The 13,346-nt window shown below is 70.8% G+C and carries 13 protein-coding genes; 4 read left to right on the top strand and 9 right to left on the bottom strand.

The window, feature by feature from the left end; genetic code table 11:
* Positions 1-87: 87 nt before the first annotated feature.
* Together KYK13_RS27535 and KYK13_RS27540 are read right to left on the bottom strand one after the other, a co-directional pair.
* Entirely contained in the window at positions 88-1,398 is a 1,311-nt protein-coding gene (locus KYK13_RS27535) for a M18 family aminopeptidase (protein WP_223635417.1), read from the bottom strand.
* A gap of 12 nt (positions 1,399-1,410) precedes the next feature.
* The gene (locus KYK13_RS27540; RefSeq protein ID WP_223646798.1) at positions 1,411-2,256 is read right to left on the bottom strand and encodes a hypothetical protein; all 846 of its coding nucleotides are present in this window, start codon (positions 2,254-2,256) and stop codon (positions 1,411-1,413) included.
* A 107-nt stretch (positions 2,257-2,363) separates the two neighbouring features.
* On the opposite strand from KYK13_RS27540, the gene KYK13_RS27545 reads away from it, so the two are divergent.
* On the top strand, positions 2,364-3,071 hold the full coding sequence (locus KYK13_RS27545; RefSeq protein WP_223635419.1) for a hypothetical protein: 708 nt from the start codon (positions 2,364-2,366) through the stop codon (positions 3,069-3,071).
* 126 nt (positions 3,072-3,197) lie between these two features.
* Here KYK13_RS27545 and KYK13_RS27550 read toward each other — a convergent pair whose 3' ends face one another.
* Positions 3,198-4,133, bottom strand: coding sequence for an acyl-CoA dehydrogenase family protein (locus tag KYK13_RS27550; protein WP_223635421.1), 936 nt, complete (start codon positions 4,131-4,133; stop codon positions 3,198-3,200).
* A 52-nt stretch (positions 4,134-4,185) separates the two neighbouring features.
* The gene (locus KYK13_RS27555; protein ID WP_223635424.1) at positions 4,186-4,869 is read right to left on the bottom strand and encodes an SET domain-containing protein; all 684 of its coding nucleotides are present in this window, start codon (positions 4,867-4,869) and stop codon (positions 4,186-4,188) included.
* Positions 4,870-4,972: 103 nt separating this feature from the next.
* On the opposite strand from KYK13_RS27555, the gene KYK13_RS27560 reads away from it, so the two are divergent.
* Entirely contained in the window at positions 4,973-5,347 is a 375-nt protein-coding gene (locus tag KYK13_RS27560; RefSeq protein WP_223635427.1) for a DUF423 domain-containing protein, read from the top strand.
* A gap of 18 nt (positions 5,348-5,365) precedes the next feature.
* Here KYK13_RS27560 and KYK13_RS27565 read toward each other — a convergent pair whose 3' ends face one another.
* The 5 genes from KYK13_RS27565 to KYK13_RS27585 all read right to left on the bottom strand — a co-directional run bounded on the left by KYK13_RS27565 (position 5,366) and on the right by KYK13_RS27585 (position 10,443).
* The gene (locus tag KYK13_RS27565; RefSeq protein ID WP_223635430.1) at positions 5,366-5,674 is read right to left on the bottom strand and encodes a hypothetical protein; all 309 of its coding nucleotides are present in this window, start codon (positions 5,672-5,674) and stop codon (positions 5,366-5,368) included.
* Positions 5,675-5,760: 86 nt separating this feature from the next.
* Positions 5,761-6,906: a CCA tRNA nucleotidyltransferase gene (locus KYK13_RS27570; RefSeq protein WP_223635433.1), complete on the bottom strand. Its 1,146-nt coding sequence runs from the start codon at positions 6,904-6,906 to the stop codon at positions 5,761-5,763.
* A 31-nt stretch (positions 6,907-6,937) separates the two neighbouring features.
* Positions 6,938-8,575: a cyclic peptide export ABC transporter gene (locus tag KYK13_RS27575; RefSeq protein ID WP_223635436.1), complete on the bottom strand. Its 1,638-nt coding sequence runs from the start codon at positions 8,573-8,575 to the stop codon at positions 6,938-6,940.
* Positions 8,576-8,671: 96 nt separating this feature from the next.
* Positions 8,672-9,724 carry a hypothetical protein gene (locus KYK13_RS27580; RefSeq protein WP_223635438.1) on the bottom strand — a complete coding sequence of 351 codons (1,053 nt, stop codon included), beginning with the start codon at positions 9,722-9,724 and terminating at the stop codon, positions 8,672-8,674.
* 35 nt (positions 9,725-9,759) lie between these two features.
* The gene (locus KYK13_RS27585; RefSeq protein ID WP_223635440.1) at positions 9,760-10,443 is read right to left on the bottom strand and encodes a glutathione S-transferase family protein; all 684 of its coding nucleotides are present in this window, start codon (positions 10,441-10,443) and stop codon (positions 9,760-9,762) included.
* A gap of 142 nt (positions 10,444-10,585) precedes the next feature.
* Between KYK13_RS27585 and KYK13_RS27590 the strand changes: the two genes are divergently transcribed.
* Positions 10,586-12,055, top strand: a complete 1,470-nt coding sequence (locus KYK13_RS27590; RefSeq protein WP_223635442.1) for a hypothetical protein — start codon at positions 10,586-10,588, stop codon at positions 12,053-12,055.
* A gap of 170 nt (positions 12,056-12,225) precedes the next feature.
* Positions 12,226-13,278 carry an LLM class flavin-dependent oxidoreductase gene (locus KYK13_RS27595; RefSeq protein WP_223635444.1) on the top strand — a complete coding sequence of 351 codons (1,053 nt, stop codon included), beginning with the start codon at positions 12,226-12,228 and terminating at the stop codon, positions 13,276-13,278.
* The last annotated feature ends 68 nt before the right edge of the window (positions 13,279-13,346 follow it).

Raw genomic sequence — 13,346 nt, forward strand, 5'->3', positions numbered from 1 at the left:
GTCCCGCTGAAGGCTTCCTGAAGCACCCGAGGCGGGTCCGGTCACCACCGGACCCGCCTCTTCCTTTTCGCCGTCAGGCGCCGCGCCTCAGGCGAAGAAGCGCGTCAGCACCGCCACCATGCGGGCCACGTCGGACGCGGCGGCCAGCTCGCGGATGGAGTGCATGGACAGCATGGGGTTGCCCACGTCCACCGTGCGGATGCCCAGCTGCCCCGCGGTGATGGGGCCAATGGTGCTGCCGCAGCCCAGGTCCGTGCGCGTGACGAAGTGCTGCGGCGTGACGCCCGCCTCCTTGCACAGCGCCGCGAAGTGCGCCCACGACTCGCCGTCCGTCGCGTAGGACTGGTTGACGTTCGTCTTGATGACCGGGCCGCCGCCGAGCTGCGGCTGGTGCTTGGGCTCGTGCATGGACGCGTAGTTGGGGTGCACCGCGTGGGCCATGTCCGCGCTCACCAGGAACGAACGGCGGATGGCGCGGTGGAACGCGTCCGCGCGCCCGTCCGAGTGAGCCTGGACGATGCGCTCCAGCAGGTCCTTGAGGAACGGCGACGCGGCGCCCTGCGCGCTGCGGCTGCCGCACTCCTCGTGGTCATAGAGCACCACGCCAACCGTGGCCTCACGCGGGCCGGTGTCCGACAGCAGCGCGGTGAGCCCGGTGTGGCAGCTGGCCAGGTTGTCCAGGCGGGGCGCGTGGAGGAACTCGCCGTGCAGGCCGGAGCGCGTGGACGGCTGCAAATCATAGAGGCACAGGTCGTAGCCCAGGAGGTCATCCGCGGCGGCCTTCACGCCCGAGCGGCCCAGCTCCTCCACGAGCAACGCGCGCAGCTCCGCGGGCCCCGCGCTCTCCAAACCCAGCACCGGCACCATGTGCTCCTGCGGGTTGAGCTTCAGCCCCTCCGAGTTGACGGAGCGGTTCAGGTGGATGGCCAGGTTGGGCACGCGCAGCAGCGGCCGGCGGAAGTCCACCAGGTGGTGCTGGGGACGGCCGTTGCGCAGCGTCACCACGCGGCCCGCGAGCGACAGGTCGCGGTCCGTCCACGTGTGCAGCAGCACCCCGCCATAGATTTCGACGCCCAGCTGCTGGTAGCCGTGGCGGCTGACGGGCGCGTTCGGCTTGAGGCGCAGGTTGGGCGAGTCCGTGTGCGAGCCCACCAGCCGGAAGCCCGTGGTGTCCACGGGCTTCGTGCCCAACTGGAAGGCGGCGATGCTCGTGTCGCCGCGGATGACGAAGACCTTGTCCCCGGGCTTGAGGGACCAGGACTCGCGCTCATCGAGCTCGCGGAAGCCGCGGGCGGTGAGGCGGCGCGCCGTCTCGCGCACGGCGTGGTACGGCGTGGGCGACGCGTCGATGTACTGGAGGAGGTCGTTGGCCTGCGTGTCGATGTCGGTCGGGCTCATGGGCCCGGCACGCTAACGCCGTCCGGCCCCGGTGCCACGTCCGACTGTCACCGTCCGGACAGGCGGCGGGGCGCCCGCCGGCAGGACGGAGGAGGAGGGGCGCGTCCCGGGGGCAGCGTCCAGGAAGGTCCCCAGGAGCACCCAGCGGCGCGCCGCGTCCTCCTTGCCCGGCTTCGCGGCGAGCGGCGTCGTGTAGTGCCAGAAGGGCAGCCGGTACACGGTGACGCCGCCCACGGTGCTGACGCGGGTCAGCTCGGAGAAGTGCCCGTCCTTCGCGTACACAAGGTACTGGTGATCCACGGCCGGCATCGTGAGGCTCACGTGCATGTCCACGTAGCCGTCACGCGCGTCCGCCTCCTCCGGGTGGTGGTCGTTGTGAGGGCCCGTGTAGTCCCCCGGGCCGTAGCAGAGCACCTGGATGCCCCAGCCCCGCTTGAGCGGCCGGCCGCTCACCGTCGCCGCGAAGGCCGCGAACGTGTCCGAGCGCAGCAGCGCCGTCAGCCCCACCGCCTCCGCCGCGCGCCACGAGCGCGAGCGCCGGCTCTCCAGCAGCGCCGTGCGCACGCGCACCGTCTTGGGCAGCGCCTCCGTGTAGTTCTCCACCATGCCGGAGATGGAGTCCTCCGGGATGGGGTCCTCCATGGTGACGAGCGTGTCACGCAGCGCCGCGTCCAGGAGGTCGCGGGCCTCGGCCGCCTTCTTCACGTCGATGACGCCCTGCAGCGCGATGAAGGGCCGCGTGGGGTCCAGCAGCGCGCCACACGTCTCGGAGTCTCGGCCTTCGAGAATGCGGCGGCCCTTCGGGGTGAGGAGGTCGGCGAACTGGGTGGGCAGGCGCTGTGACATGGCGCGCACCATACCGGGACGGGCGCGGAACGCACGCGCGGTGGGCATGTGGCAAGGCAACTCCCCTGCCCTCCCGGCGATAATCCGGTACTCCGATTTCCCGGGTAGAAGGTGCCTCCATGACGCAGATCCGCAACCGTCCCACCACCCCCTCCGTCGCTCCGGCTCGCACGCAGGCCCCGGCCGCGCAGCCTGCCCGCGCCAATCAGGTCACGGAGGCGTCACGGGCGGACGTGCTCAACCGCGCGGAGCTGGCGCGCATCCGCGCGACGGCCGCGCCGGTGCAGGCGACGCCGGGCTCGTGGCGCGGCGGTCCCAACACGGAGGTGGGGCGCGCCATCCAGACCATGCGCCAGCGCATGTCGGACGTGAACATCACCATCAAGGGTGACACGCCGCAGAGCCTGTTCGACCGGGCCATCCTGGACAACAAGCACATCACCAACGAGCAGATCCTGGAGATGTCCCGGGTGACGCTGCCGCAGCTGGCCACCGACCCGGCGACGCGCGCCAAGGTGCTGGAGCGCGTGCCCAACGCGCGCGAGCTGCCCGTGCACCACTTCACCGTGGCCATGATGTCCGCGGTGACGGGCATCGACCGCGCGGCGCTGTCCGAGGCCTGTCCGGACCTGGGCCTCACGGGCGCGCCGAACACGCCGCTGCTCTATGCCGCCAGCTCCGAGCGCATGCAGCGCTCCACCGCCCTGCACGACTTCACGGACTACATGCGCGGCGCGGGCGTGAAGGGCGTGAACAAGGCCGTCTGGGGCGTGGAGAACCGCGTCCTGTCCGCCATCGTCTCCGCGCTGGGCGGCGGACGGTACTGAAGCCTCCGTGGCAACCGGGCCCGCGCGGGGAAGGAGGCTTTGGCGCCCCTCCCCTCGCGGGCTTCGCATTGCGGGCATTGAAGGAGCCGCCTCCGGCGGATGAGCCTGGCGCGCGGCCGCGAGGCGTCAGTCGTCGCCCGCGCCGCCGGCCAGCCGCTGCCGCGCCGCTTCCAGCCGCTTCGCGCGCACCTTGGACGCGAGGTCCAACAGGCGCCGGTCGCGCTGCCAGCGCTCGCGCATCTCCACATCCACGCCCTCCCAGGCCGCCTCGCAGCGCTCCAGCGCGCGGTGCAGCTGCGTGAGCGCGCCGCCCAGCGCCACGTGCACGGCCGGGTCGCTGGGGTCCTCCAGCGCCAGCGTGCGGATCATCACCGCGACAGAGACCAGCTCCTCGCGCAGCGCCACCGGCCAGCCGCACCTGCGGGCCACCTTCACCAGCCAGCCCAGCACCGCCAGGTTGACGTGGCAGTCCTCCACCGTGCGGAACGGCTTGAGGTAGCGGGTGTAACCATCGCCGGGCAGCACGTCCTCCGCCGCCACCTCCACGCCGTCCAGGCGCAGCGCCGCGTGCGGCACCTCCGGGATGAAGCCCAGGGGCGGCAGCGGCTCCACCGTCACCCCAGGCGCCTTCGCGTCCAGCCGCACCATGCGCAGGCGGTTGCGCTCCTGGGCATCCCGGCCCTCGGAGGCCACCACCAGCAGGACCTCCGCGTGCGTGCCCAGCGAGACGTAGGTCTTCACGCCGTCGAGCGTCCAGCCTGCGCCCCTCGGCGTGAGCTTCGTCTCCATGGCGCCCGGGTGTCCGCCGCCGGTCTCCGTGGCACAGAGCGCGGCGCGCGTGTCTCGCGGAAGCTGGGGGAAGAGCGAGCGCAGCGCCGCCTGGTAGCCCGAGGCGAACGCGAACCCCATCCGGTCCATCCGGAAGCCGGCGGAGAGCGCCAGGTCGGCGGGCACCGGGAAGCGCGACGCCAGCGCGAGGTGCCGGCGCCACCAGGCTTCCACGGAGTCGAGCGAAGGGGAGTCAGGGGCTTCAGTGAGCAGGAAGCGCAGGACGTCTTTCACGCCTCCAGTCTAATCCCCGCCCCCGGCGGTGTGCGCGCCTCCGTGCAGGCCGTCAGCTCGCGGCGCGGCGGCCGCGGCCCGGGGACTTCGCGCGCTGGGTGCCCCGCTTCTTCTTCGCGGCGGCGGGCGGCGCGGCCTTCGCCTTCTTGGCGGCCTTCGTCTTGGAGCTCGACTTGGAGCTCGACTTGGGCTTCGACTTGGGCTTCGTCTTGGAGTTCGACCTGGGCTTCGACGCGGCCTTCTTCGCGCGCGCGGGGGCCTTCTTCTCCGGGGCAAGGATGGTGCCCCGGCAGCTGGGCTTGCCGCAGCGGCAGACGTAGAGCGCCTCGGCGTCCTCGTCCATCTCCGGGGTGCGCTCGTACGCGTAGTCGTACGTCAGCTCCTCCCCCGGTTCGATGGTGCGCAGCGCGTAGATGTGGATGTGGCCCTTGTCGATGAGCGACTGGCAGTTGGGCTCGCACGAGTGGTTGATGTAGCGCGACTCGTTGTGGAGGGTCCCCGCGTCCAGCACCGTGTCGTCATCCAGGTTGAAGAGGAACGTGTGGTGGCGCTCCATCGACTCGTCGTCATAGCGCTTGTCCGCCTCCGCCTGGGTGATGCGCTCACCGATGTATTCGATGATGCGCGCGCCCTTGCGGATGCGGCGGGTGGCGAAGGCGCCCGTGCCCTGGATGGGGGACTGGCGCAGCTCGAAGGGAATCGACGGGGTCGGCTGGAAGGAAGGGGAAGTCGTCATCGGGGATGGGGGCGCGGCTGGGGCGGGGTGCGTGTTCAACCAGGACGCTGCCTTGAGGCGCGGTGTAGCGTGCCGCAGACAAGCGCGCGAAGAAAGGCACTCGATGATGCGGTGGTGGATCGTGGTGGGCGCGGTGAACGGTTTCCTGTCCGTGGCGGCGGGCGCCTTCGGGGCGCATGCGCTGAAATCCAGGTTGCCGCAGGACCTGCAGGTCATCTTCGAAACCGGGGCGCGCTACCACATGTACCACGCGCTCGCGCTGGTGGCGGTGGGGCTGCTGGGCACGGTGCGCCCCTCCCCGCTCCTGGAGTCCGCGGGCTGGGCCATGCTCGCGGGCATCGTCCTGTTCTCTGGCAGTCTGTACGCGCTGTCCCTGTCCGGGGTGCGCGTGCTGGGCGCCATCACGCCGCTGGGCGGGCTGGGCTTCCTCGCGGGCTGGGCGCTGCTCGCCGTGGCCGCGTGGCGCTCCGCACCGTGAGGCGGTGAACATCCCGCGTCACTCCCTGAGGAGGGGCGGCAACGGGTAGACGAGGTCCAGGTCGCGGTGGTTGCGCAGGCCACAGGCTTCGCGCTGCACGGTGAGGTTCCAGCGCAGCCGCTCCGCCTCCTTCCACAGCGCGCGGTACGCCGCATAGCGCTCCATGCGCGCCAGGCCATGCAGGGCGCCCAGCTCCTTCTCCGCCCGCGCCACCCGGGCGAGGGCCTCCTCCAGCTTGTCGCCGGAGCGGCGCAATCCGGAGGCGCGCTCCTTCATGAGCTCCGCTTCGATGGGCAACAGGGCGTTGACGTTCACCGGTTGGGCCATGCCCTTCCTCTAACCCCAGGCGCCCCGCTTCGCAGCGGCACGCGGCCCGGGGGCAAGGCGGGCAGGCAGACAGGCGCTCCGGAGCGTCAGGCCACAGGCGCGGCCGCTTCGGCGGTCAACGCCGCCAGCCGCCGGGCGTCCCCCATCAGCGGATGGCCCGGTATCGCGAGGTCCGGGGACGCCGCCACCTGGTTGAGCAAAGTGGTCAACGCCTGCGCGTGCGTGGGAAGGGGGGCAAGCTCCGGCTCCCCTTCCACCAGCGCCCCCAGCACCGCCTTGAGGACCTCCGGGGCGGGACGTCCCCCCGCGTCCGGCGTGGCGACGGGGAGGAGCAGCGCGGTGGCGAGCGCCAGCTGGGACAGGGGCTGCCCGGTGGCGCGGATGTGGCGGTCCACGGCCTCCACGTGCGTGAGGAGGCGCCGCTCACGCGACGCTCCCCCCTCCTCCAGCCAGCGGGCCACCGGAGGCAACAGCACGGACAACCAGCCCATCTTCCGCAGCAGTTGGAGGAACGGGACGCCAGTGCCGGCGCCCACGCCTCGCAGGGTCTCGCTCAGCAGGCGGTAGCGCGAGCATCGAGCCAGCGCGTCCCCACAGCGGGACATCGCCTCGCCGGTGTGGGGCTCCAGCTCCATCCCCAGCCGCGTGACGAAGCGGGCCCCCCGGAGCATGATGCCGGGGTCGTTGCGCAGCCGTTCCTCCGCGTCCGCGGGCGCCCCGTTGATGCGCAGCAGGTTCGCTTGGAGGTCGCGCTGCCCGCCGGTCGCATCCAGGACGCGGCCCTGGACCACGTCGTAGAAGAGCCCATTGACGGTGAAGTCGCGGGACCGGGCATCCTGTTCAGGTGTCCCCGGCTCCGGCAGGTAGTCCGCCAGCACCTCGTCCCGGATGATCATCGCGTCCGGCCCCGGGTGCTCCCGCGCGGGGTGGGCCCGGAAGGTGGAGATCTCCAGCACCTTGCCTCCCCCCAGGCGCAGCTGGACCACCAGGAACCGCCGGCCCCCGAACGCCACCCCGTGCGGGAACAGCTCGCGCAGCTGGAGCGCGGAGGCGCTCGACACCAGGTCGAAGTCCTTGGGCTTGCGTCCCACGAGCAGGTCCCTCACGCACCCGCCCGACAGGTACGCCACGTGACCGTGCGCGTGCAGCTTCTGGAGGACGGCCACTGCGTCCGGGTCGATGCGCGAGGCATCCACGGGCCGAAGGGTCGGGGCGTTCGAGGGGGGCGTCATGGGGACTCCAGGTCGGAGGAAGGGAGGGACATCAGGAGACGCGCTGGATTCCGGCCTCCGGCACCACGATGCGGCCGTCCTCCAGCCGCACCAGCCGGTCCGCGCCCTGGAAGTAGCGGTCGTCGTGGGAGATGACCACCACCGCCTTGCCGGCCGCCTTCAGCTCCGGCAGCAGCTCCCGGTAGAAGACGTCCTTGAACACCGGATCCTGGTCCGCCGCCCACTCGTCGAAGACGTAGATGGGCCGGTCCTCCAGGTACGCGGTGAGCAGCGCCAGCCGCTTGCGCTGCCCCGTGGACAGCTGCGTCGTGGACAGCCGCCCGTCCGTCAGCGTCACCTTACGCTCCAGCCGCAGCCGCGCGAGCAGCGCCCGCGCCCGCTCGGCCAGCTCCGGGGAAGACAGGCCCAGCATGCTGTCGAAGAGGTGGAACTCCGCGAACACGGTGGAGAACAGCTGGCGGAAGTGCGCGCGGTCCGCGTCGGTGATGGACACGCCGTCCAGCAGCACCCGCCCCGACTCCGGCGCGTACAGGCCGGTGAGCAGCTTGGCCAACGTCGTCTTCCCGCTGCCGTTGCCCCCGACGATGAAGAGCACCTCCCCGGGCACGATCTCCAGGTGCAGGGGCCCCAGCGTGAAGCGCGAGTCCTCGTCCTCGCGGTGGTACGAGTGGGTGACCCCCTCGAGCGTCAGCCGCTGGAAGGCGCGGGGCTCCGGCCGCTCGGCGCTGGCGGGCTCCACCCCTTGCGTGAGCGCCATGCCCGTGCGCTCCACGTTGCGCACCGCCACGTCCGCGCGCATCACGGACTGCATCAGGTTGATGATGGAGTCGAGCGGCTGCTGCAGGTACAGCACCACCAGCACGTAGCCCACCACCGTGGAGCGCTCGAGCGCGCCGAACGCGGGGAAGGCGAACAGCAGCATGCCGATGAGCGCGAAGACGAGCAGCGACGCCAGCGCCGCGCTCAGCGCGTTGACGTCCGCGGTGCGCAGGAGCCGGTCGCGGATGAAGGCCGACGTGGGGCCCAGCTGCTCCTCGATGAAGGCCCGGCCCCGAGACCGGTGCAGCCGCAGCTCCTTCATGCCCGTCCACAGCGAGCGATAGTGCTTGAACAGCTCGTCGATGCGGCCCCGCGCCTGCTGGAGGCTGTCGCGCGAGCGGGACTGGAGCACCATCAGCCCCGCGAGCCCCAGGCCCAGCACCAGGCAGAACGCGAGGAACGTCCTCCCGGACAGCCACGCCAGGTACAGCAGGCAGCCGCAGATGAGCGCCACGTTGATGAACATCGTGGGCACCTGCACCAGCGCCTGGGAGATGACGAACGCGTCCTCCTTCAAGACGCCCATCAGCCGGTGCTCGCCCAACTGCTCCAGCCCGCGCAGGGGCGAGCCCAGGGCCTGCCGGCTCAGCTCCACCCGCAGGCGGTGCAGCGTCCCGAAGTTCAGCCGGCTCAGGACCATCTGCGAGCCCACCCGTGAGCCCAGCGCCAGCGCCACCACCCCGGCGAACACCCACGCGCCGCCAGCCCCGGCCTCCAGGGCGCGTCCACCAACGGCGTCGTTGATGAGCGCGATGAGCCGGGCGTTGGCCGCGCCGGACACGAGCCCCAACAGGACCGCGAGCGCGAAGAGCCCCCGCGAGGTTCGCAGCAACAGCGTGAAGACCGTCATCCGTCGTCATCCAAGGAGGCCCTCCCGCGCGCGGTGGGCGGCCTCCCGCAAGGGGGCTGGCGGACGGCCGGTGCGACCCGGGCCGGCGCCGGGAACTCAGTCGCGCAGGCCGGGGTGCGTGCGCACGCGCGCCGCCGCGGCCTCGGTGAACTTCTGGAGCAGGGACTCGTAGCGGTCGAAGCGGTCCGCCCAGTCGCTCGTGGGCAGCAGGTCCAGCGTCTGGAAGAGCTCCACCAGCCGCTCCAGGTGCGGCTGCTGCTGCTCATCCGTCGCGTCGCTCAGCAGCACCAGCCACGCCTGATACGCATAGCCGATGATCCAGAACATCGCCTCGCGGTGCCGGCCCGCGTCGATCATCTCCCGGGTGCCGTCCACGTAGTAGGGCCGCAGGTGGCCACGGAACTTGAAGTCGTAGTGCACCGGCTGGCGCTTGATCCGCGTGGCCAGCTCGAACGCCTCGTCGAAGTGCGACAGGAAGCGCTCCGTGTCCGCGCGCGTCAGCTTCGCGGTGCCAATGAGCGCCAGCGCCTCCTCGTGCAGATCCGCGCGGCCCTGGGCCTCCAGGATCTCCCCGGTGCGCATGAAGCAACGCCGCAGGGTCAGGGGCGTCGCGTTCGCCAACGAGGAGAGGTTCACCAGCTGCGCCGTGCCGACATAGAAGTGCATCAGCACCGCGGCCAGGTCTCCGGCCTCCAGCGCCTTGCGCCCCGCCACCAGCCGCTTGGTCACCACCCGGGCGCTGCTGTCGACCCGCGCCTGCACCCAGCGGCGCCGGAAGTACTCCTCCGCCACCGTCTTGTGCAGCCGGCCCAGCGCGCCCGTCGGGTCCGCCAGGATGACGCCCGCGGCCAGGTTGTCCGCGTGCTCCGGCTCGCTCAGGATGGTCTCCGCGGAGCGGAAGCCCTCGTCCCCCAGCAGGCCGCACTCCAGGATGACGCCCTCGTGGATCAGCTCCAGCCGGTCCTCCTTCACGGCGGCGCGGTCCGTGGTCACCATCACCACGTCCACGTCCCGCCAGGGCTCCAGCGGCGTGTCGTGCGGCAACTGCGTCAGGCTCCCGGCCAGGAAGGCACCGTGAAAGCCGGGGATGCGGGCGGACTCCTCCGCGACCCAGTCTCGGGCGCGTTGGATGGCCTGGCGTACGTTCATTGGCGGTGTCCTCGGGCGCGCGGAGCAGGGGCGCGTCAGCCGTTGAGCAGCTGCACCGGCGGGAAGCGCTTCGGATCCGCCAGCCACCGCGCGATGCCGGGCCGCGCCCGCATGCGCTCGAAGAAGGCGCGCAGCCGGGGGTAGCCCTCGATGACCTCCATCAGCCCGTTGTCCACCAGCATCTCCAGCATGCCGAAGACGCAGGTGTCCGCCACGCTCACCCTCTCTCCCACGAAGAAGCCCTCACCGCCGTGGTTGTGCGCGATGAAGCGCTCGAACAGGCGCAGCCACGCCGGCAGCTCCTCGCCCAGCACCACCGGCAGCATCTCTCCCAACTCATCCGGCGACATGTTGCTCAGGCTCAGCGCGCGAGCGGAGACCTCCTCCACGCTCTCGATCATCATGTCGCACGCCGCCGCCTCGCGGTCGTTGGCGCCATACAGCCCCCGCGTGCGCGCCACGTGACGCAGGATGGCGCGGCTCTGCACCACGCAGAACCCGTCTGGCTCCTCCCACAACGGAACCTTGTCAAAGGCAAGAATGCCCGTGGCCTTGAGGGCCTCGAACTCCGGTGTCTTCACCTTCGCCTTCGCGTCATAGACGCCCAGGTCGCGGTACTCATACGCGACCCCGGCCTCCGCGAGCAGCAGGTGGATCTTCTCCGCCAGGCCGCGGGCGTGGAAGTACGTCAGGCGTGGCAGGGGGGTCTCGGCGCTCATCGGTCGCGAATCACTCTCAAGTTGTGATGAAGGGGGATTGTTGCAAACTACAACGCCCAAAACAGAGGCTCGGAACGTAACACAATTGATATGATGTTAGGACTGGATTACAAGCTCAACAAGCTTAAGGGGGATTGTTTCCATGCTGCCGCCCGAGTCCAACACCCTTCCTCGATTCAGTCCGGAGCTGAAAGCGCTGCATGCGGGGCTGTCTGCCGCGTTCGCGGCGTTCCTGGACTTCGCGGAGAGGGATCCGGAGGTCTACGCGCTGCACAAATTCAACAAGTTCGAAGAGTCCCCGCTGATGCACTACGACCTGCATCGGTGGCCCACGCTCATCGACTTGCGTCGCAGCCAGCTCCTGGAAGAGATGTCGCTCGGGGTCTGCCGCCTCATCAAGCGCGCGCCCCGGCGCCTGTTCGGCGGGGACGCGGGGCGCGCGGCCGCGTACTACGGCCTTCCCCTGGAGCGGGCCCAGGTGGCGATGGAGGCGCTCGCGCTCACGGATGACGCGCGGGGCGCCATCAGCCGGGGGGACTTCATCGACTCCGCCGGGGGCATGAAGTGCCTGGAGTTCAACCTCACCGCCGGCCTGGGTGGCTGGGAGACGGCGCTCCAGGCCCAGCTGGTGATGGAGCAGCCGGCGCTCCAGCGCTTCGCGAAGGAGCGGGGCCTGGTGGTCCACGCGCAGGACACGCTGCACGTCCTCTTCAAGCACCTGCTGGAGGACATGCGCCGCAGCGTCGTCCCGTGGGAGGGCGAGTGCAACCTGGGCGTGCTCTTCCCAGACAACGACACGCCCGACGCGGTGGGCATCGAGATGGCCACCATCCTGCTCAACCACCACCTGAAGGAGGTGTGGGAGCCGGAGGGCGTCAAGGGCGAGGTGCTCATCGGCACCTACAGCGAGGTGCTGGACGCCGACGGGCAGCGCCTCACCCTTCGCGGCAAGCGGCTCCACGGGGTGCTGGAGCATGACGCGCGGGACCGGCTCAAGCTCGCGGGACCGGAGTTCGACGCCCGTGCCCGGAGCGCGCTCGGCGCGCGCACCCTCTGCCTCTACAACGGCCCCGCGCAGGAGCTCCTCGACGACAAGCGAAACATCACGCTGCTGTCGGAGCACGCGGAGTCCCCGCTGCTGAGCGACGCCGAGCGCGAGCTCATCCGCCGGCACATCCCCTGGTCGCGCAAACTGGAGCGCGCGCACACCACTCGCGGCGGCGAGCGGGTGTGGCTGCCGGACCTGGCCTCCGCGCGGCGCGAGGAGCTGGTGCTCAAGGCGGGCCGCGACTACGCGGGCCGCTCCGTGCGCATGGGCTGGGCCACGCCCGCCGCGGAGTGGGACGAGGCCATCCGCGCCGCGCTCGACTCAGGCGGCTGGGTGCTCCAGGAGCGGGTGGAATCCCAGCCCTACCACTACCTGCGCGCGGACGGTGGCGTGGGCCCCCACAACCTCATCTGGGGCCCCTTTGTCTTTGGCGACCTCTACGGTGGGACCATGGTGCGCATGAACCCGGCGGGCCGCGGCACGGGCATCGTGAATACACGCCAGGGCGCCACCATGTGCGCGCTCGTCATCGCGGAAGAAACACAGCAGGCCGCGAAGGGCTGAAGACACACCGCGTCGTCTTCAGCAGCCCCCTTTTCAATCTCAATTCCAGTCCCATTGGAATTGCTTGTTTTGCCGCGTATCATCTATTTTCAGGCTGACGCGAATAATTGCCTCCGGGCGCGTATCTTCGCGCCCTGGCCCCTGGGACCCCGCCCCAAAGGACCTCCACCGTGAACCTCAGTGTGCTCGATCATTCCATCGTCGTTCGTGGCGGAAGTCCGCGTGAGGCATTCCAGAACACCCTGGAGCTGGCCCGTGCCGCCGAGCAGCTCGGGTATCACCGTTTCTGGGTCGCGGAGCACCACGGCTCGGGGCACTTCGCGGGGGTGGCGCCGGAGATCATGGTCTCGCATGTCGCGTCGGCGACGTCGCGGATCCGGGTGGGCACCGGCGGCGTGCTGCTGACGAACTACAGCCCCTTCAAGGTGGCGGAGGTCTTCCGCCTGCTGGAGACGCTGTATCCGGGCCGCATCGACCTGGGCATCGGGCGGGCGTCGGGCAGCTCGGACCTGGTGGCGAAGGCGCTGGCGTACGGCGGGCCGGTGAACCCGGAGGCGTTCCCCCAGAAGCTGGAGGACCTCATCGCGTTCCTGTCCGGCGCGACGCCCGCGACGGCGGAGCTGAAGGGGCTGTCGCTCCGGACCATGGCGCCGGGCATGCCCCAGCTGTGGGCGCTGGGGTCGGGTGAGCAGAGCTCCCTGCTCGCGGCCCGGCTGGGCATCTCCTTCTGCTTCGCGCACTTCTTCAACCCGGTGAACGGCGCCCCGGTGACGCGTGGCTACCGTGCGAAGTTCCAGGGCTCGCACGTGCAGTCCGCGCCCCGCTCGGCGCTCAGCGTGTACGTCATCTGTGGGAGGACCGAAGCGGAGGCGCATCGAATAGCGCGAAGCAGCGACCTCTTGACGGTGAACACCCGCAAGGGGCGCAACGAGGAGCCCATCCCCTCCATCGAGGAGGCGGAGGCCTACCCCTACACGCCCGAGGACCTGGCGGTGCTGGAGTTCGACCGCCAGCGCGTCGTCTGCGGCGACCCGTCCCAGGTGAAGGCGCGGCTGCTGGCCATGGCCGAGGACTTCCAGGCCGACGAGCTGATTCTCACCACGCTCTGCCACGACCACCGGGCCCGCATGCGCTCGTACGAGCTGCTGGCGGAGGCCTTCGGGCTGGACCGGGTGGGAGCGCCGCCCGGAGCCGTCCGGACCGAGCCCCAGCCCCGCGCCTGAAGCGCCATTCCCGGGGCACGGGCCCCGGGACCGTGACCTCCCCGACGGGGGCGTGAGCCGCGGGCTCC

The sequence above is a fragment of the Corallococcus sp. EGB genome (genome assembly GCF_019968905.1).
In the GTDB taxonomy this organism is placed as follows: Bacteria; Myxococcota; Myxococcia; order Myxococcales; family Myxococcaceae; genus Corallococcus.